An 18,871-nucleotide genomic window follows, 5' to 3' on the forward strand; every position below is an offset into this window, starting at 1 on the left:
TCGGAGCGTTCCATCGGCTCAGCCCGGCGCGGCCTCGATATAGCCCTTGCGCAGCTTTTCCTCGACCAGCTTGATGACTTCGCGCTCGGCACGCTCGGGCGTGTCGAACTGTTTGATCAGGGTCTGCCCGCGCGTGCCGACCCGGCCGAACACCACGGTCATCTCGCCGTCGTGCTGGCCGATGCGCCAAAACTTGTTCGACGTGCCTTGTTGCAACAAGAACTCGCGCAGCGTCGATGCAACCGTTGGTGTTGATGAAGCCGCATCCAGTGCAGCCGCGTCCATCGGCGCCGAAACGGTCTCGACCTTGCTCGCGGTATCGTCGGGCGCAGCGGCCGTTTCCCCGGCCGCATCGTGATCGGCCCGCATGCTGACTTCGATACGCTCCAGCATCGCCTGCGGGTTGCGCAGCCACTCGCTCGACGGCAGGTCGATCACCCGCCACCCGAACGCGCGCAGGATGCCGGGCCGGAACACGTAGCGTTCGCGCACGTCCACCGCAACCGCCTCGCCGTCGACATCGGGCGCATCGAGCAGGATCGCGAGCGCATAGCCTTCGCCGCCCGGGTCGACGATGCCCAGGTCGCAGCGGAACTGCGAGCGCCCGACGTGCTCGTGGACGACATGGCCGCGCTCGCGCAGGGCGCGCATCAGGGCGCTGCGGAACGCGTCGCGCTTCGGCGCGCTGGCGAAGGCGCGTTCGGCACCGGGGTTGAGGGCGCCAAGCACGCTCTGCGAACGTTCCGACTCGCCGCGTGCGCTGGCCTCGGCGAACTGAAGGAAAGCGCGCAAGGCGGCGGCGCCGTCGTTGTGGGTGTTGGTGATCGCATCGGCGCGGATCGTGCTGACCACGGCCATGCGGTGCTTGGCGCGGCTGAAGATGACGTTAAGACGCTTCTCGCCGCCGCGCTGGTTGATCGGGCCGAAGTTCATCAGCATGCGGCCGTCGGCACCGGGCGCGTAGCAGATGCTCAGCAGGATCAGGTCGCGTTCGTCGCCTTGCACGTTCTCCAGATTCTTGACGAACAGACCGCAGAACTGGTCGTCGTCCTCCCGCAGGTACTCGCGTTCCAGGCGCATGGCGAAGTCGGCGTCTTCGGCCGCCAGGGCCTCGAGCGCCGATTCGATTTCGCCCTGCTGCGCCTCGGAGAAGGCGACCACGCCCAGGCTCAGGCCGGTTTCGCGACGCAGCAGCTCGCGCACCAGCGCGGCGATGTAGCGCGCTTCGGCCAGGTTGCAGCGGTTGGCGTAGACGCCGTCCTCGACCCGATGATGACTGATCGGTCTCGCCAGCAAGGCATCGACGCCGGTCACCGCGGCCTGGGCCTCGGCGGCGCGCACACTCAAGGACTCGTCGACCCGCGCCTCGAGCCGGCGGTCGGGAATCGTGATCAAGCGGCCGTCATAGAAGGCGGCGTTGGAGAAACTGATCAGGGCCTCATGCCGGCTGCGGTAATGCCAAGCCAATAACGTCGCCGGCAGATTGCGCGCGGCCTGGTTGAGCAGGCTGTCGGCATCGAGGTTGATGGCGATACGCTCGCCGTCTTCTTCGGCGACGACCTGCATATCGTCCTCGTCGCCCGCGGCGGAGAAGAAGCTGGTCGGCGGCAACTGCATCTCATCGCCGACCACTACCGCCTGGCGGGCGCGACTCAGAGCCGGCACCGCTTCCTCGGTCGGGATCTGGCTGGCCTCGTCGAAGATCACCACGTCGAACAGGTCGGCGGCGAGCGGCAAGGTGTCGGACACCGACAGCGGGCTCATCAGCCAGATCGGCTTGAGGTCGTTGACGACCAGCCCGGTATCGCCGCCGGCGAGTTCGCGGATCGAGCGGTAGCGCATGCTCTTGCCGAACTCGTGTTCGAGTTCGCGCCGGCCGGTGGCGTAGCGCTTCTTGAACAGCTTGCCGTCGCTGTCGAGCTGGCTGGCCGACAGCGATGACTGGCGCACATGCTCGAGGAAGCTGCGGTGCAGAGTCGCCCGCACCACCGCGGCATTGCGTTCGAGCAACTGGCGCTCGGCACGGGCGACGCGCTGCGCGGCTTCGGCCAGAGCCCGGCCGTCGAAGCGCGCGAGCTCGGGCTGTTCGCGGTACAAGCGGGCCAGGGCCTCGTCGGCGATCAGCGCTTCGAGTTGCGGCGCCGGCAGATCGACCTGCTGCATGACGTGCGCATAGGCCGGATCGGCCTGATGGATCGCACGCAGCGACGGCAGGAAATCCGGCAGGTCGTCGAGGCTCTCACGCAGGTCGCGGGTCCATTCGGCCAGTTCGCCGAGGCTCACGCTCTTCGGCATGTCGAGACGGCCGTCGACGATCTCCTGCAAACGCCGCAGTGCATCGGCGTATTCGGCTTCGCCAGCGGCATGGACGAGCGGGTCCGGCGCCGCGCGCAAGCGTTCGAGCAACTCGCGCAGTACCGGAGAAGACGCCAACGCAGCCGCCCACTGATCGAGCGTGGCGAGGCAGGACGCCGCCGCCGGCGTGCCCAGCCGTGCGCGCAACCGCTCTTCGGCCTGCACATAGGCCGCATCCGCCTGATGATGGGCGGCCTTGGCCTGCAGCACCTGGGTATAGCTCGGGCGCACCGCGTGCTGGGCGAAGTCGTAGCTGCGCGACAGCACACCGCGCAGGCGCCACCACGACGGCTTGAGCCAACGCAGCAGCGAGCTTTCCTCGCCGCGCGCGATCGCCAAGGCCGCTTCGGTGTCCTGCACCGAGAACGGCACACGCCAATGCACGGTGCCCTGCCCGGCTTCGGCGCGGCGCCGGTCCAGGCCGTCGAGTTCGTCGCGCTCGCGCCGCAGTTGCGCGCTGGCGCTCGAACCGGCATCGAGCAGGTCCGGATGCGCCGCCAATCGCGCATCGCGCAATTGCCGGGACATCGACGCCGCCTGCACCGCGTCGGCCAGAACGCGCTGAGGATGCAACAGGCTGCTCTCGTCCTCGAACGCCGTGTCGAGACGGTCGAGCAGCAGTTCGCACTCGTCGAGGCAGGCCACGGCTTGGGCATAGGCGCGTTCGTCGGCGAGCAAACGCGCCGACAACCGCGCGAACGGATGGCCGGCGAGGCGGTCGAGGCCGAAGCGTTCCTGCAGCAAGGCGCGCAAACGCTCGCCGGATTCGCGATGACGCTCCCACACGGCGTAATCGGGCAGGCGTTCGCGTTGCGCTGCGTCGATCGTGCCGGCGTTCGCGGCATCGAGCGGCGGCAGTTCGATCGAGCGCCACAACAAGCTGCGCACACTGCAGGCCAGGCGCTCCGGCGCCTGCGCCATGCCGCGCTCGAAGCCGTCGATCTGACCGAGTTGCGCGGCCAGCTCATTCAAGGTCGAAGCACGCGATTGAATCAGGCGTTCGTGCTGATGCGGCTGGGCGACCCAGCGCTCGTAGCCTTCGCGCAGATTCTGTACGAAGGCCTTCTTGTCGGTCTGCGAATCGTGGATCAGGCAGCACAGCTCGTCCAGGCCGGCCTGCTTGAGCCGATGGAACACCACGTCCAGCGCCGCGCGCTTTTCGCACACGAACAGCACGCGCTGGCCGCGGCCGGCGTAGTCGGCGATCAGATTGGTGATGGTTTGCGATTTGCCGGTGCCCGGCGGTCCCTGGATGATGAAACTGCGGCCGCCGCGCGCCAACGCCACCGCGGCGGTCTGGGTGGCGTCGCTGGCGATCACGTTCCACTGCTCGGCCGGCGCGATCGGCGGCGGCGCAGCGACGTCGACCTCGCGCGGTTCGATCGAGAACACCTTGTCGAAGGCCGGGTTGGCGGCGCCTTCTTCGATCAGTTGCGCGTAATCGCGCACCAGCGACATCTTGCGGTAGTTGAAATTGGCCAGGGTGACTTGGGTCAGGTCGAAGTCCCAGGCGTAGGCATGACCGTTGTCGTCCTGCAGGGTATAGGTCGTATGCTCGATCTCGTCCGCGCTCGCGCTCATGTGCAGCGGGCTCGGCGTCGGCGCGGCACCGACCGCGCCGCGCAGCGGCAAGGGGCTCGGCTGGACGTGCTGGCGGAACAAGGCCAAACCCAGCGGCCGGTAGTCGTCGCGTTCGTAACTGAAATCCGGGCGCTGGCCGTCGCTGCGCGCACGTCCGCCGCTGCGGCGCTGATACTGCTGCAGGCGTTGCACCGCCTTGCGGCGAATCAACTCGATCGCCGGCTTGCGTTGCAGGCGCAGTTCGACCCCGGGCTCGGAGGCGCGGATCTGCGCGGCGAGGTCGGCATGGATCGACTCCAGCGAGACCTTCTGCAAATCGACGGTCTCCGGCAGGCGGATGTCGTAGAGCTGGCGCAGGTAATGACGCAGCGCCGGATTGAACTCGGCTTCGCCGTCTTCGCACTGGATCAGGTACTGGTCGCGCACGCCCTTCTTGCGCACCAACTCGACCGGCAGCCACAACAGCGGCGAGACCATGCGCTGTTCGGGATCTTCCTTGAGGTTGTGCCAGCGCAGGAACCCAACTACCAGGCGCAGATGGCTGAAACCGTACTCGGCGCGGTCGCGCCGGGTTTCCTGGGCGATGCGGTCGAGCGCGCCCGGCAGATACGGCTGGTCTTCGAACCGCAGCCAACGATGCAGGCTGACTGCCTTGCCGGCGATCACTTCATCGGCGAACTCGCCGCTCCAGGTGCACAACTGCTCGGGGCGGATGCTGCCGAGCTGCAGCACGATCGGCACGCTGGCGATGGTCAGGTTGACGCTGGCCTGGGTCGGGCGGAACTGCAGCAGGCGATTGCGCCGCGACAGATCGAACAAACGGTCGCGCAGATGCGACAGCACCGCGACGCGGCGCGGGACCTCGCCATCGGCGCCGGAGAGCACGCGTTCGACGTCCAGGCTCACCGGCTGGTCGCGATAGGTCTCCAGGCGGCGCACGATCGAGGCCAGGTCGGTGGCGCGCTCGTGACGATTCAAGGCGGTCATCTCGACCACGATTGCGGCGAGCACCGGGTTCAGACGCGGATTGATCCGGAACAGGTTCTGCCGTTGCGCGGCGAACAGGTCGAGGTCGTCGCCGTCGTCGAAGTCGAGCCCGCAAGCCAGGCTGGCGAGCACTTGCCCGAGTTGGAAGATATCGCCGATTTCGTCGTGATGGCCGAGAGCGAACTCCCACGAGGTATAGCCCGACAGATACACCGGATGCCCGATCGGCCGCGTCGCATCGTGCTGGGTATGCAGGTTCTCCACGCGGGCGCCGTGTTCGGCGTCCTGGGTGACGCGCAGTTCGCCGACGATGTTGAGGGTCGAGCCCGGCGGCGGTTGCAGGCGCCGTATCGCCTCCAGTTCGAGCCGCGGCAGGCGCCCGTCGGGCGTGCGCAGGCTCAGGCCCTGGCCGGCGACCTGGACGATGTCGTCGGCGCCGAGCGCGGCGACGCGACCGTGCGCATGCAGCTGCGCGACCGCGCGAAACAGCGGCAAGGCCAGAAACAGGACATCGTCGGTAGCCAGCCCGGCGCCGCGCTGGGCTTCGACCACGGCGCGCAGGCTGCTGGCTTCGGTCGGCATGCCCGGGCTGAGCATGGACTCGGTCGCCGGCTTGTTGATGGGCTCGGTCACCGGCTCGATCTCGGGCTCGTTCATGCGCGCAGCTCCTGGTCGAGGCGGCGCACGAGTTTGTCGAGCTCGCGCTTGCCGAACCCGGCGTCGCGCTTGAGCGCAGTGATGAATTCGCTGCGGCTGCCCAGCGTATGCGCCAGACGCGCGGCCTCGAACACCGCGGCTTCGCGCTGCGCTTCGTCGATCAGGGCGAAATCCAGCATCACGCTGTGCAAATAGCGGCGCACGCTGTCGTCGATGCGTTCGGCGCTCAGCTCGTCGTCGCCGGCGACCGCTTCATCGGCGCTCCAATCGGGGAAATAGGCGCGCGCCTGCTGTTGCGCCAGCTCGCCGCCCAGCGCTTCGATCCGCAGCAGTCGAGCGATGAAGCGGCGGGTCAGCGTACTCAGTGCGAGCTGATCCAGCAGATCGAGACGATCGGCCGACAGCGGCCCCTGCAGACGCAAGCGCAGCCAGGCATCGGTGTCGGCGGCGCCGCGCCACCAACGTTCGACCGCCTGCGCGCGCAGATAACTTTCCGGGTGCGAATGGCCTTCGGAACGGCGCCCATCGGTCGATTCCAGTTCCTCGGCCTGGCGCAGATACGCGGCCGGATCGACGCTGCCCAGGCCGGTATGCACCTTGACCAGGATCGCAATCGCCGGGGTCGGCGATTGCGCGCCGATCGCCGCGCCGCGATCGGCGTAGATCTCGGTGTAGAGGCTGTACAGACGCGCGCTCTCGGCATGGCTCGCGGCGGCCTGCGGATCGGCCATGCAGTGGTCGAGGATGCGTTGCGCGGTGTGGTAGTCGCCGCCGTCGAGCGCCCACAACTTGTAATGCGCCAATTCGTGGCCGAGCAAGGCGCTGAGCTCGGTCTCGTCGAGGCGTTCGAGCACCGGCCCCTGCAGGACCACGTGCGCTTCGCCGGGCAGATACCACAGGCTCGCGCCCATCGCGCCGTCGCTGGCCTGGTACAAGGTCGTCGCCGCCTCGATGCCGAGACGCTGCAGCACCGTCGCGCAGATCGCATGCGCCTGCGGGTGCGACTCCGCAGTCAGGCGGTAGGTCTTGCGCAGCAGCTCGGCGCGCAGTTCCTGGGCATGCTGGGCCTGCACGCTGAGCGACGACGCCCAGGCCCAGACCTCCGCTTCGGCACGCTTGAGATGCGCGACCAGGGCGGCGTGATACGGCAGTGGCGCCAGCTCCGGCGATGCCGGCCGCGCCGTCGCAGTGTGCGTATTGCCGTCGTCGGCCTGGCCGATGCCGTCCTGGACCTCGTTGCTTGCCACCACGATCCCGCGCTCCCTCGAATTCGTCCGAGCCTGACCCGGCCTGCGCCGCTGCCCGCCAGCGGTCCGGATACGCCGCTATCAGCGGCCCGGACACGATACCGCGCCTCGCTGCAGGAATGTCGCCGCAGCGCAGCGCGCGTGACGGGGCCGCGAAACCCGCGCGACTTTGCCGCAACTGACCGTTGCCGTGCCGGTGCTGGCGCCGGCGGGATCGACTGGCCACACTGTCCGCTCACCATCGCCTGTCCGCGACTGCGGGCGCGTCGTCCTCGACGGCGCCGACGATTCCAGCTTCCGAGCGGGCCGCGCGCAACGCACGCCGGCGCGCTCTTTCCCGACGAACCTTGCCATGAGCGCCACCATCGCCGTCCCCGCCCCGATCGCGCGCCCGCTGTGGCAGGGACGCGCCTGGGTGCTGGTCGGCATCGTCCTGTCGGCGTTCACCCTGCGCACCGCAGTCACCTCGCTGACGCCGCTGCTCGATGCGCTCGGCCGCGAATTCGGCTTCGGTTCGACCATGACCGGCGTGTTCGGCATGGTGCCGACCGCCGCGTTCGCCTTGTTCGGCGTGGCGACGCCGGCGCTGGCCCACCGCATCGGCCTGGAACGCGCGGCCCTGCTGGCGATGGCGATGGCCGCGCTCGGCCTGCTCGCACGCGCTTTCGTCGGCGGTACCGGGCAATTGCTGATGGCCTCGGCGCTGGCACTGGCCGGCATGGGCATCGGCAACGTGGTGTTGCCGCCGCTGGTCAAACGCTATTTCGCCGATCGTGTCGGCACGGTCAGCACCGCCTACATCACCGTACTGCAACTCGGCACGATCCTGCCGGCGCTCGCGGCGGTGCCGCTGGCCCAGGCCGCCGGCTGGCGCACCTCGCTGGGCTCGTGGTCGCTGGTCGCGGTGGCCGCGGCGCTGCCGTGGATCACGGTGCTGTGGATGGAAGCGCGCGGCCGCTCGGCGCAGGCGCGTGCGCTGGCGCGGGCTCACGACGATGCGGTCTGCCTCGGCGACGAAGCGCCCGAACTGAGCGCACCCGCGGCCACCGCCGCGCCCGGCCGGGTCTGGCGTTCGCCGGTCGCCTGGGGCATGGCGCTGATGTTCGGCATGACCTCGTTGGTCACCTATTCGATGTTCACCTGGCTGCCGAAGCTGTTGATCGAAGCCGGCGGCAGCCCCGCGCTCGGCGGCAGCATGGTCGCGCTGTTCTCGACCCTCGGCATGATCAGCGCGCTGTGCATGCCCGCGCTCGCGGTGCGCGTCGCCAATCCGTTCCCGATCGTGATCGCCTGCGTGCTGGCCTATCTGGGCGGCTTCGCCGGCCTGCTGCTGGCGCCGATGCAGCTGACCTTCGTGTGGGTCGCGCTGATCGGCCTGGGCCCAAGCACCTTCCCGTTGTCGCTGACCCTGATCAACCTGCGCACGCGCACGCCGGCCGGCTCGGCCGCGCTGTCGGGCTTCATGCAGGGGCTCGGCTACACCCTCAGCTGCCTCGGTCCCTTGCTGTTCGGTTGGTTGCACGACCTCAGCCATGGCTGGTTGTGGCCGTTCGCGATGCTCGGCGCCTGCCTGTTGGTGCTGATCGTCGGCGCGTACCTGGCGTGCAAACCGCGCATGCTCGAAGACAGCTGGTAACGCCTACTTTGCGGTTTCGGTCGTTTCGCCGGGCGCTGGCCGAGACGACGCGGTTTTTACGTGCTGCAGGCGTCGCCGGCGCGCGCTAACGTCGGCCTTCCAACTCCCCGCAGAACCACGATGCAGGATCTCACCCAGGGATCGATCCCCCGGCACGTGCTGCGCATGGCCGCGCCGATCGCGGCCGGCATGCTGTTCCAGATGATGTACGTGCTGGTCGACCTGTACTTCGTCGCCCGCCTCGGCGATGCCGCGATCGCCGGCGTCGGCGCGGCCGGCAACGTCCAGTTCGTGGTGATGGCGCTGACCCAGATCCTCGGCGTCGGCACGATGGCGCTGATCGCCCTGGCCTGCGGCCGCAAGGACCGCGAGGACGCCAATCTGGTGTTCAACCAGAGCCTGTTGATCGCAACGCTGTGCAGCGTCGTCGTCCTGGCCGGCGGCTACGCGTTCGGCGGCCTGTACCTGCGTCTGCTCGGCGCCGATGCCGCGACCATCGCGGCCGGCACCGAGTATCTGTACTGGTTCCTGCCCGGCATGGCACTGCAGTTCCTGCCGACCGTCATGGGCGCGGCACTGCGCGGCACCGGCATCGCCAAGCCGGCCATGGTCATACAGATCATCACCGTGGTGCTCAACGTGGTGCTCGCGCCGGTGCTGATCGCCGGTTGGCTGAGCGGGCAGCCGATGGGCGTGGCCGGCGCCGGCCTGGCCAGCTCGATCTCGATCGGCGTCGGCGTGCTGCTGATGGTCGGTTACTTCCTGCGCCTCGAGAAATACGTCGGTTTCGATGCACGCCAATGGCGCCTGCGCCTGCCGGTATGGAAGCGCATCCTCGCCATCGGCCTGCCGGCGGGCGGCGAGTTCGTGCTGATCTTCGTCTACATGGGGGTGATCTACTGGGTCATCCGCGATTTCGGCGCGCAAGCGCAGGCCGGCTTCGGCATCGGCTCGCGAGTGATGCAGGCGATTTTCCTGCCGGCGATGGCGATTTCGTTCGCGACCGCGCCGGTGGCCGGCCAGAACGTCGGCGCACGCCATCCCGAGCGCGTGCGCGCGACCTTCCGCGTCGCCGCGGTCATGAGCGCGACGGTAATGATCGCCCTGACCCTACTGTGCCAATGGCAGCCGGAACTGCTGGTGCGCGTATTCACTCGCGACGACGCCGTGGCCGGCATCGCCACCGAGTTTCTCGGGGTGATTTCCTGGAACTTCATCGCCTCGGGCCTGATCTTCAGTTGCTCGGGCCTGTTCCAGGCTCTCGGCAACACCTTGCCGGCCTTGCTCAGCAGCGCCAGCCGCCTGGCGACTTTCGCCATTCCCGCGGTATGGCTGTCCGTGCAACCCGGCTTCGAGTTGCATCAGTTGTGGTGGTTGTCGGTGGTCACTCTCGCCCTGCAGGCCGCGATCAGCCTGTTCCTGCTGCAACGCGAATTCCGTCTGCGCCTGCCGCAGGGTGCGCTCGCCGGCTGAGCCATCTCCGTATCGCCCGTCGCATCGCCGTTCGCGAATCCTCGTTCAAGCATCGCTACGCGGGATCATCGCGTGCACGCGGCGTGGACAGCCGGTGAAAACGTGAACGCTGCAGGCCCGCATCGGCAGCGAAAGCGCACGCTCACCTGCGTTTCACCATCGGCTTACATGGTCGGTCCTAGCTTGGAATCGCACTTTGTTGGAGCGGCGCTTCATTGGAGCCGCACTTTGTTGGAGCGGCGCTTCATTGGAGCCGCACTTTGTTGGAGCGGCGCTTCATTGGAGCCGCACTCTGTTGGAGCTGCACTTCGCTGGAGCCGTGCTCAGTTGGAGCTGCACTTCATCGGAGCCGTGCTTCGATCGCACGACCCGGAGCTTTCCCTCATCCTCGGAGGACGACCATGCACACCGATCAGGAACTCGTCGCGAAATTCTGGAAGGCGCTGAAATCCGACCGCACCGTGATGCTCGGGCTGGACGGCGTCGACGACAGCCACACCCGGCCGATGAGCGCACAGTTCGAGGACGACCGCAGCCCGCTGTGGTTCTTCACCTCCACCGACAACGCCCTGGCCCAGCAACTCACTTCGAATCATCGCGCCATCGCCGCGTTCGCGGCCAAGGGCCACGACCTGTTCGCGAGCATCTCCGGCAGCCTGAGCGTCGACCGCGACCGCGCCGTCATCGAACGCCTGTGGAATCCGTTCGTGGCCGCATGGTTCGAAGGCGGCAAGGACGATCCCAAGCTGACCCTGCTGCGCCTGGATGCGAAACGCGCCGAGATCTGGCTCAACGAAAACAACTTGCTCGCCGGAGTGAAGTTGTTGCTCGGCGTCGACCCGAAGAAGGACTACAAAGGCAAGGTGGCCGAGGTCAACCTGCGCTGAACCCACGCGGGCCGCAGACTTCGACCTGCGGCCCGACCTATAGCGACGCATAGCCGGCCTGCGCCCATCGCCAGGCCGGCTCCACCTTGCCGCGCACGCCTGTTGCCCTATCGCCGTCGCGGCCGTCGCCTCACACCTTCGACGACACGATCTCCGCCCAGCGCGCGGCGCACGCTCCGGCGCAACGCCGTGGCCTGCGCAACGCATTCATCGCGGTGAAATATTCGCGCGCGCCGCGCATTACAGCGCCGGACTGGAAGCGTCGGCACAGATCGACGCACCGCAAAGCGCCGGTTTCCGGCACCGGGTCACGTAAACCCTGCGGTTGCTCACGACAATGAACGAACGGGATCCATACGCGGCTTTCCACGGACTAGACACTCCGAAGGAGATCGTTCGATGCATGTGCACTCACTCGCCGCAGCCCTCGGCTGTTCGCTGCTGCTGACCTCCGCGCTCGCCGGCGCGGCCGAGCGTCCCGACCTCGACCGCCTGCGTTTCGAATTCGACAAGACCCAGGCACAAGTGCTGGCGCAAGCCCGGCGCGCGTCCTATCCCGAGTATTTCCGCCGCGCCTATGCACGGTATCCGAACCTGCCGACCGGCTCGCTGGAAGCGATCGCCTATGCCGAGACCGGCTGGAACCACGTCGCACCGGAGGCGCAGAACCCGCGCGACGTGCACATGCCGCGTTCCTACGGCGTCATGGGCCTGTATCACGGCGGCGGTTTCGCCGACCAGGTCGGCGAAGGCGCGCGCCTGATCGGACGCAGCGCGCAACAGGTCATCGACGACCCGCAAAGCAATATCCTCGCCGGCGCCGCCCTGCTCGACCGCGCGCTCGCCGCCAGCCAGGGCGAGCGGCGCAGCCGCGCCCTCGCCGAACCCGAGGCGCTCGCGCCGGTGCTGGCGCGTTACGCCGGCTACGGTGCGTCCAACAGCGGCATCGCCGGCTATGCCCGCCAGAGCTTCGCTTACGGGGTACTGCAGACGCTGGAACGCGGCGTCAACGAGCAAGGCGTCGAGATCCAGGCGCAAGCGCTGCGGCTTGAGCGCGCCTTCGACGCCGAACGACTGCGGAAACTGCGCGCGCCGGCCCTGTCGATCGATGCCGGCGCCGACCGCGTACGCGTCGACCGCTCGCTGACCGATCAGCTCGCCGATCCGTCGATGCGGCCGACGGCCGATGTCGGCGCCAAGGCGGTCGATTTCGGCGAAGCGATCTGGAACCCGGCCAGCCCGAGCAACTACAGCACGGCCTCGAATGCGATGAGCGCAGTTATCCTGCACACTATGGAAGGTTCGTATGCCGGCTCGATCGCCTGGTTCCAGAACCCCAGCGCGCAGGTGTCGGCGCATTATCTGATCCGCAAGTCCGACGGCCAGATCACCCAGATGGTCGCGGAAAACCGCCAGGCCTGGCACGCCAAGTATCACAACTACTACACCGTCGGCATCGAACACGACGGCCGCGCCGCCGATGCCGGCAACTGGTCGGCGGCGATGCTCAACGCGTCGGCGCGGCTGACCAAGAGCCTGTGCGCGCGCCGCGGCATCGACTGCCGCACGGCCTGGAACGGTCCTGGCTACGACAGCTGGCATCTGGTCCCCGACAGCGTGCGCATCAAGGGCCACGGCATGCTGACCCAGAACGAAAACCGCTACGACCCCGGCAAGTACTTCCCGTGGTCGAGCTACTACAGCCTGATCAATGGCGGCGGCACGCCGAACCCGCCCGGCAAGTACTGGGTCGACACCTTCGCCAACGCCACCGGCTACCAGTGGCCGTCGACCCTGACCCCGGTCGGCACCCTCTACCAGGGCACGAACTACGTCTATTGCAAGGCCTGGGGCCAGGAAGTGCGCGTCGGCGCCAGTTACAACCACTACTGGCTCAAGACCGATCTCGACGTCGGCCCGGCCGGGGCGTGGGTGTCGGCGTATTACCTGAGCCGCTGGGGCAACGACGAGGCGCGCGACAACAACGGCGCGGTGATTCCGGACTGTTGAGCCCGGACTGTCGATTCCGCCCGGCGAGCGTATCGCCCCGGTTCCCTCGTCCCGCTCGGGCGAGGGAACCGCAACGGCTCGAACCGCGCGCCGCGACGCGAACGGTCGCGCCGGACCTTTCCCGTCCAGTTGCGGCTTTCGACGGCACGACTGGTGATTCACCCGATCGCGAGAACCCGATGAAACGAAAGATGATGCTGTGCGAGCGGATCATGTACGTCGACCGCGCAACGCCGTTCACCCTGGTCCAGGCCGCGCGCATCCGCGGCCGGCTCGATCCCGCGCAGTTGCGCCACGCGCTCGACCGCATCCAGCTCAAACACCCGATGCTGCGTTGCGCGGTGCTCGACGGCGACTCGCCGCAGATCGTGCTCGAGGACGACCCGGCACCGATTCCGCTGCGCCTGGTCGTGCGCGAGAACGACCAGGACTGGCTGCGCGAATCGCATATCGAACGCGAGACCGCCTTCGCCAGCGACCGCGCCCCGCTGATGCGCGCGGTCTGGGTCTACGACGAAGACGGCGGCGAATTGCTGCTGACCTGCCATCACTGCATCTGCGACGGCTTGTCGATGGTGACCCTGCTGCGCGAGACCCTGGCCCTGTGCGACTGCCCCGACCTCGACATCGGCCGCCATAGCAGCGTCAACGGCATGGAGGACCTGTTGCCCGAGGAGGTATTGAACGACCGCCGCGCCCATCGCAACGCGCGCTGGAAGGCGATGGCGTTCCGCTTGTTCTTCGCCGTGCGGCGCAAGCGCACGCCGATACCGCAGGGCGAGTTTTACGTATTGCGCTGGAAGCTGCCGCGCGAGGCCAGCCAGGCCCTGGCCGAACGTGCCCGCGCCGAGGGCGTGACCGTGTTCGCCGCGATCGCGGTCGCATTCTCGCTCGCGTTCCGCACGATCCGCAGCGACCGCGCCAACGGCAAGGTGTTCGTGCCGGTCGACATCCGCAAGTTCCTGCCGCGGCTCAGCGCCGACAGCCTGTTCGCGTCTGCGCCCGGCGCCATCGTCGCGCTCGACAATCGCACCCCGCCGGAGCAGATCGACGAGCTCGGCTACTGGAACCAGGCACGCGCGTTCAAGGCCCGCCTCAACCAGCGCATCGAGCGCCTGACCCGCAACGTCTACGAGTTCTTCATCGGCCTGGAGCTGCTGCATTCGGTGTTCGACCAGTTCATCGCCGAGCGCCGCTCCGACCTCGACGCCTACGACGTCACCCTGTCCAACGTCGGCCGCATCGACATGCCGCGCGACTACAACGGCTTCCATTTGGAAACCGTGTACAGCCCGACCCTGCACCTGCCGTGGCGCACCACCACCTCGGTGCTGATGTCGGGCTTCGCCGGCGAGCTGGATTTCAGCTTCATGTCCGACCTGCACTCGCTGCCGCGCGAACAGGCCGAAGCGATCCGCGACCACGTCATCGCCTCGCTGTGGGAGCGCGGCCGCACCGCCAACCCGGCCGAGACCGACATCCTGTCGGTGCGGGAAGCCGCATGAAGGTGGATCGCGATCTCGGCGCGGACACGCCGTACGGTCTAGCGCCTTCCAGCGAGACCGCCGTCGACGCCGCCAAGACCCCGCGCGCGATCGATCCCCGCGCCTTCGGCGTGGTGTTCGTACTTTGGCATCCGGACGCCTCGCACTTGATCCACCTCGACGATGCACATGCGGCCTGTCGCCATGTCGTCGCGGTCGACAACTCGCCCGAGGCCGATCTCGATCTGCACGAGCGCCTGCGCGGCGCCGGCATCGAGGTGGTGTTCAACCGCAACGCCGGCGGCATTTCCGGCGCCTACAACCGCGGCGTCGAAGCCTTGCTGGCGCGCGGATGCCAGGTGGTGTTCCTGCTCGACCAGGATTCGCAGCTCGGCCCGGAGTTCTTCGCCGGCATGATGCAGGCCTGCGCCCAGGTCGGCAGCCAGGCCTTCGTGCTCGGGCCGAAGGTGTTCGAGGCCAACCTCGGCCGCTATCTGCCGGTGTTCTCGCCGGCCGGGCGGATGCCGCGGCCGGAACGGATCGACGACCGGGTCGACGGCCTGATCCCGACCCTGTTCGTGATTTCCTCGGGTTCGGCGATCTCGGCCGCGGCCTATCGCGAGCTCGGCGCGTTCCGCGAGGATTACTTCATCGAGTACGTCGACATCGAGTACGGCCTGCGTGCGACCCGCCAGGGCATCCCGGTCTACGTCAACGCCGCGGTCGAGATGCGCCAGCAGGTCGGGCGCTTCGTCAAACGCGGGATATTTTCGACCAGCAATCACGTGGCCTGGCGCCGCTACTACGCCTCGCGCAACGCCGTACACGCGCTGCGCTCCAACGCCTCGCGCTGGTCGGTGCACTGGCTGATCGAATTGCTGACCCTGCACCAGGTGCTGTGCGTGTTGGTGTGCGAGGAGCACAAGCTGCGCAAGATCGTCGCCATCGCGGTCGGCTATTTCGACGGCGTGTTCGGCAGGCTCGGGGCGTTCGAGCAACGCCATCCGCGGGTGGCGGCGTTCTGCCGGCATTGAGGGAAGGATGCAGCAGGTGAGCGGCCGAGGCGCGCCGGGTCTTGCCGGATCGTAGTCGCGGCTCGCGCCGCTCCTACCCCGAAGCAGAGCGGGGTGGGAACGGTTTGCCGCGACCCGCGGATCAGTAAGCGTCGCTGCCCAGGCGGATGTCGATGCCGAGCGCGGCGGCGACCGCTTCCATGTTTTCGTCGTCGCGGCGCAGGGTGATCCAGCCGGCGTACATGTCGCTGCCGGTGTCGCGGTTCCACAAGGTGTAGCCGTACTCGCGCAGGCGCACGAAGGCCTTGGCCATCAGCTCGGGCACGTCGGTGGCGTCGAGGAACTCTTCGTCGGTCGGGTCTTCCACGCCCCAGTCCACGCTGAGGTTCCAGCGCGAGGCCAGTTGCGCGATCGAATCGATGAAAGAGCCGGTGTCCTTCCAGTCGACGCGATAGCCGGAGGTCCAGTCGATCACTTCCTGGATGGTCTCGGCCGGTTCGGCATCGGCGTCGTCCTCGCAGGTTTCGCGGTAACGCGCGAACTGCTGCAGCGCGGTGTCCTCGTCGCCGGGATTGATCAGCAACAGCAGTTGCCAGACCAAGGCCTCTTCGTCGAGTTCCTCGTCGCTGTCGCCGCCGGCGAAATCGATCTCCTCGCCCTCATAGTCGGATTCGTTGTCGGGTGCGCTCATGGGGTGGCGTCCGTAAGGAAAGGGAATGGTGCGACCTGACGGCCGGATTGGAAAGCCGGGGCGACGGACGGGTGCGCCAGGCACGGCACCGCCGGGCCTGAGAATGAAAGAGCCCGGCACGGCCGGGCCCGAAAACGAAGAAGCCCGGCTTGCGCCGGGCTTCTCGATGCCACCCTGCCTTGCGGCGCGGGTAGCGAGGTCAGCGTTGAACCCGAGGGTTCAGACCGCCTGCACCTGGTCGGCTTGCAGGCCCTTCTGGCCCTGCGTCACGACGAAGGAGACCTTCTGGCCTTCCTGCAGGCTCTTGAAGCCCTGGCCCTGGATCGCGCGGAAATGCACGAACACGTCATCGCCGCTCTCACGGCTGATGAAACCAAAACCCTTGGCGTCGTTGAACCACTTGACAGTACCGATCTCACGATCCGACATGTTGCTTACTCCTTGAAACGTTGTGTTGGAATGCCGCTTTCACGGCGTTGGGGCTGGTTGCAAGGAGGAAGCGAGGTGGAACGATGGAGTGGATCAGCGATCTACGGCATCGGGTCACGACCTACGGTGACCCTTGACGAACTCAGCTCGTACACCGTAGTGGCGTCCGAGGGGAAAATCAATTGGAGAAACGCACCCGCGTTCATTCGATTAGGCGATCCAGTCCGCAGTTTGGAACATGCCGTCTTCGGCCGGAGGGCTCCGGAGGGCCTCCGCAGGCTTTCGCCACACATCTATCCTATTGATTTTATTGAATTCTACGATTTTATTTCTCGCAATTGGACGACTTGGCGCCGGATAAACCGAATCGGCTCGCTGCATCGAACCTGAACAGCGTTCATATTCGGCCGTCTCATGCGGACACCGATCCGATGCCGATCCAGGCCTCGGGCAGCCCCTGGAACCCCGATTCGCGCCGATCGCCCCGACCGGGCCCCGGTCCGGGTCCGGCGTTCGCCCCTCCTACGGGAGGCTCAACGGCCCTCGCCACCCTCTTCGTCGGACTCGCTCTGGGCACGACGCCAGATGCCGTACTCGGCGCGGTTGAGGCGGAACTCCTGCAGCGCAAAGGTCGCCGCGCCACGGTCGGCGGCGCTCGCAGCCGGGTCGGCGGCGATGGCGAGCAAGGCCTCCTTGAGGCGGTCGCTGCGGATGCCGGAACTCTGCACGCCGGCGATCGCCTTCGCCCGCACTTCCGCCGAGTTGTCGAGGATCGCGCGGTGCAGCAGGTCCTCGACCTGTTCGCCGTCGTCCCATTGCGCGAGTTGCAGCACCGCCTGCGCGCGCAGGTTCGGATCAGGATGACGCGCCAGCGCCGACAACTCAGCCACTACCGGCGCCGCGTCCTCGCTCGGCATCGTCGCCGGGGTCAGCATCGCCACCAACTCGCCCATACGCTGCGCGTCGCCGCCGCGCTCGAGCTTGGCCAACAGGGTCTGGCGGACCTCGGGCCGGTCCATCGAGTACGCGCGCAACAACTCCAGCCCATCGTGCTCGTCCTCGGGCCGGGTGCTGGCGGCCAGCGACAAGGCGAAACGCAGCACGTCGTCGCCGGACACCGCATTGAGCAGGGACAACAGCTCGCCGCGCGCGACCAGGTCGCGTTCGTTGCGGTAACGCTGCAGCAGACTCTGCAGGAAGGCCGGATCGCGGCTGGCGCGTTGCCGCAGCGACTCGAAACTGATCCGCTCGTTGCCGAGCACCAGGTATTCCGGACTGGTCGCCGCATCGACCCTGGCCGGCGGCTGCGATGCCGGCGTGGCGGACTGCGCTATCGGGGCCGGCGCGGGCGCGGCCTCGCGACGCACCGCATAGGCGCCGAGCGCGGCGCCCAGGGCGGCGGAGACGATGGCGACCAACAGCACCTGGCTGGATTTCATACGCATTTCAAACCGGCAGAACCTCGTCGCAGGATAACGCGGCGGCTACTCCACGCCGCTCGTGCGCTTGGTCTGCTTCGCCAGGCGACGCAGTTGCACGAAAGCCCCTCTCCCGCGTGCGGGAGAGGGGTTGGGGTGAGGGCAGCCGGACTGCGGCCGACCTCGACGCATCAACAAGGCGGTGCGACGCGCCCGTCCGAACCGGTGTAGGTGTAGGCATCGGGAATGAAGCGGCCGCTGCCGATCCGGTTCCAGATGTTGCTGGTGCCGTAAGTGCCGGTCACCGAGGTGCCGGTGGTCTGGCACTGGATCGTCACCGCGGTGCCGTCGGCCAGGCTGCCGACGATCGAGTACGAGGTACCGGGGCCGGAACGCACGTTGAGCGGCGTGCCGTTGGTGTTGACCGTGCCCGAACCGCTGCCGCCGCTGCAGCTGTTGTGGCTGGTGTAGTTGGTGCTGTTGCCGCTTTCGTCGAAGTACTTGATCAGCGAGCCGTTGAAGCGGATCCGTTGGGCGCTGCCGTTCAAGCGTTCTTCGAAGTGCAGATGGGCGCCGAACGAGCCGCCGGTGTTGCCGACCGTGCCGATCGCCTTGCCCGCTGCGACGTTCTGGCCGACCGAGACCGAATACGAATTCAGATGCGCGTACAGGGTGCTCCAGCCGCCGCCGTGGTCGATCACCACGTACTTGCCGTAGCTGGTGTCGCCGAGGTTGCGTACTACGCTGACCGTGCCGCCGACCGAGGCGACCACGGTGTCGCCTTCGTCGTTGGCGCGGTTGAGGTCGACCGAGTTCTGCGGCTTGTGGTTGGAGCGGGTCTGGCCGGCCCAGGTCTGGCCGCACGGAAACGGCATCTGGAAGTTCGGCGCGGCTTCGGCGGCCGTGGCGAACAAGGCGGCGAAGGCGAACAACGCGGACAGACCGCGAAGTCGGATACGTTTTGCGCTTACTGCGTTCATGGCGGGGGTACTCCATCGATGAG

Annotated in this window: 13 protein-coding genes; 6 read left to right on the forward strand and 7 right to left on the reverse strand. The window is 67.6% G+C overall.

The window, feature by feature from the left end:
- Nucleotides 1-18 precede the first annotated feature (18 nt).
- Nucleotides 19-5,580 carry a DUF4011 domain-containing protein gene (locus tag ACTOWK_RS05885; RefSeq protein ID WP_441329250.1) on the reverse strand — a complete coding sequence of 1,854 codons (5,562 nt, stop codon included), beginning with the start codon at nt 5,578-5,580 and terminating at the stop codon, nt 19-21.
- Nucleotides 5,577-6,830 (reverse strand): M48 family metalloprotease, encoded by a 1,254-nt coding sequence (locus ACTOWK_RS05890; protein WP_441329251.1) that lies wholly within the window; start codon nt 6,828-6,830, stop codon nt 5,577-5,579. Before ACTOWK_RS05890 ends, ACTOWK_RS05885 begins: the two co-directional genes overlap by 4 nt.
- 349 nt (nt 6,831-7,179) lie before the next feature.
- On the opposite strand from ACTOWK_RS05890, the gene ACTOWK_RS05895 reads away from it, so the two are divergent.
- The 3 genes from ACTOWK_RS05895 to ACTOWK_RS05905 all read left to right on the forward strand — a co-directional run bounded on the left by ACTOWK_RS05895 (nt 7,180) and on the right by ACTOWK_RS05905 (nt 10,823).
- Entirely contained in the window at nt 7,180-8,463 is a 1,284-nt protein-coding gene (locus ACTOWK_RS05895) for an MFS transporter (protein ID WP_441329252.1), read from the forward strand.
- A gap of 120 nt (nt 8,464-8,583) precedes the next feature.
- On the forward strand, nt 8,584-9,936 hold the full coding sequence (locus ACTOWK_RS05900; protein WP_441329253.1) for an MATE family efflux transporter: 1,353 nt from the start codon (nt 8,584-8,586) through the stop codon (nt 9,934-9,936).
- Nucleotides 9,937-10,337: 401 nt separating this feature from the next.
- Nucleotides 10,338-10,823 (forward strand): pyridoxamine 5'-phosphate oxidase family protein, encoded by a 486-nt coding sequence (locus ACTOWK_RS05905; protein ID WP_441329254.1) that lies wholly within the window; start codon nt 10,338-10,340, stop codon nt 10,821-10,823.
- A gap of 130 nt (nt 10,824-10,953) precedes the next feature.
- Here the strand turns inward: ACTOWK_RS05905 and ACTOWK_RS05910 are convergent, their stop codons facing one another.
- Complete coding sequence (locus tag ACTOWK_RS05910; RefSeq protein ID WP_441329255.1) at nt 10,954-11,193, reverse strand: hypothetical protein; 240 nt, start codon at nt 11,191-11,193, stop codon at nt 10,954-10,956.
- A gap of 29 nt (nt 11,194-11,222) precedes the next feature.
- Here ACTOWK_RS05910 and ACTOWK_RS05915 point away from each other — a divergent pair, with 29 nt between their 5' ends.
- The 3 genes from ACTOWK_RS05915 (at nt 11,223) to ACTOWK_RS05925 (ending at nt 15,351) form a co-directional block, all read left to right on the forward strand.
- Nucleotides 11,223-12,833: an N-acetylmuramoyl-L-alanine amidase gene (locus ACTOWK_RS05915; protein ID WP_441329256.1), complete on the forward strand. Its 1,611-nt coding sequence runs from the start codon at nt 11,223-11,225 to the stop codon at nt 12,831-12,833.
- 179 nt (nt 12,834-13,012) lie between these two features.
- The gene (locus ACTOWK_RS05920) at nt 13,013-14,338 is read left to right on the forward strand and encodes a condensation domain-containing protein (protein WP_441329257.1); all 1,326 of its coding nucleotides are present in this window, start codon (nt 13,013-13,015) and stop codon (nt 14,336-14,338) included.
- Nucleotides 14,335-15,351, forward strand: a complete 1,017-nt coding sequence (locus ACTOWK_RS05925) for a glycosyltransferase (RefSeq protein ID WP_441329258.1) — start codon at nt 14,335-14,337, stop codon at nt 15,349-15,351. Before ACTOWK_RS05920 ends, ACTOWK_RS05925 begins: the two co-directional genes overlap by 4 nt.
- 121 nt (nt 15,352-15,472) lie before the next feature.
- On the opposite strand, the gene ACTOWK_RS05930 is transcribed toward ACTOWK_RS05925, so the two are convergent.
- From ACTOWK_RS05930 to ACTOWK_RS05945, 4 genes are all read right to left on the reverse strand, one after another.
- On the reverse strand, nt 15,473-16,021 hold the full coding sequence (locus ACTOWK_RS05930; protein ID WP_441329259.1) for a DUF6630 family protein: 549 nt from the start codon (nt 16,019-16,021) through the stop codon (nt 15,473-15,475).
- 219 nt (nt 16,022-16,240) lie between these two features.
- Nucleotides 16,241-16,450: a cold-shock protein gene (locus ACTOWK_RS05935; protein WP_031371060.1), complete on the reverse strand. Its 210-nt coding sequence runs from the start codon at nt 16,448-16,450 to the stop codon at nt 16,241-16,243.
- Nucleotides 16,451-16,983: 533 nt separating this feature from the next.
- Entirely contained in the window at nt 16,984-17,889 is a 906-nt protein-coding gene (locus tag ACTOWK_RS05940) for a HEAT repeat domain-containing protein (protein ID WP_441329260.1), read from the reverse strand.
- Nucleotides 17,890-18,059: 170 nt separating this feature from the next.
- Nucleotides 18,060-18,848 (reverse strand): peptidoglycan DD-metalloendopeptidase family protein, encoded by a 789-nt coding sequence (locus ACTOWK_RS05945; RefSeq protein ID WP_441329261.1) that lies wholly within the window; start codon nt 18,846-18,848, stop codon nt 18,060-18,062.
- Between the last annotated feature and the right edge of the window lie 23 nt (nt 18,849-18,871).

Source organism: Lysobacter sp. CA196 (assembly GCF_052078695.1).
GTDB lineage: Bacteria > Pseudomonadota > Gammaproteobacteria > Xanthomonadales > Xanthomonadaceae > Lysobacter.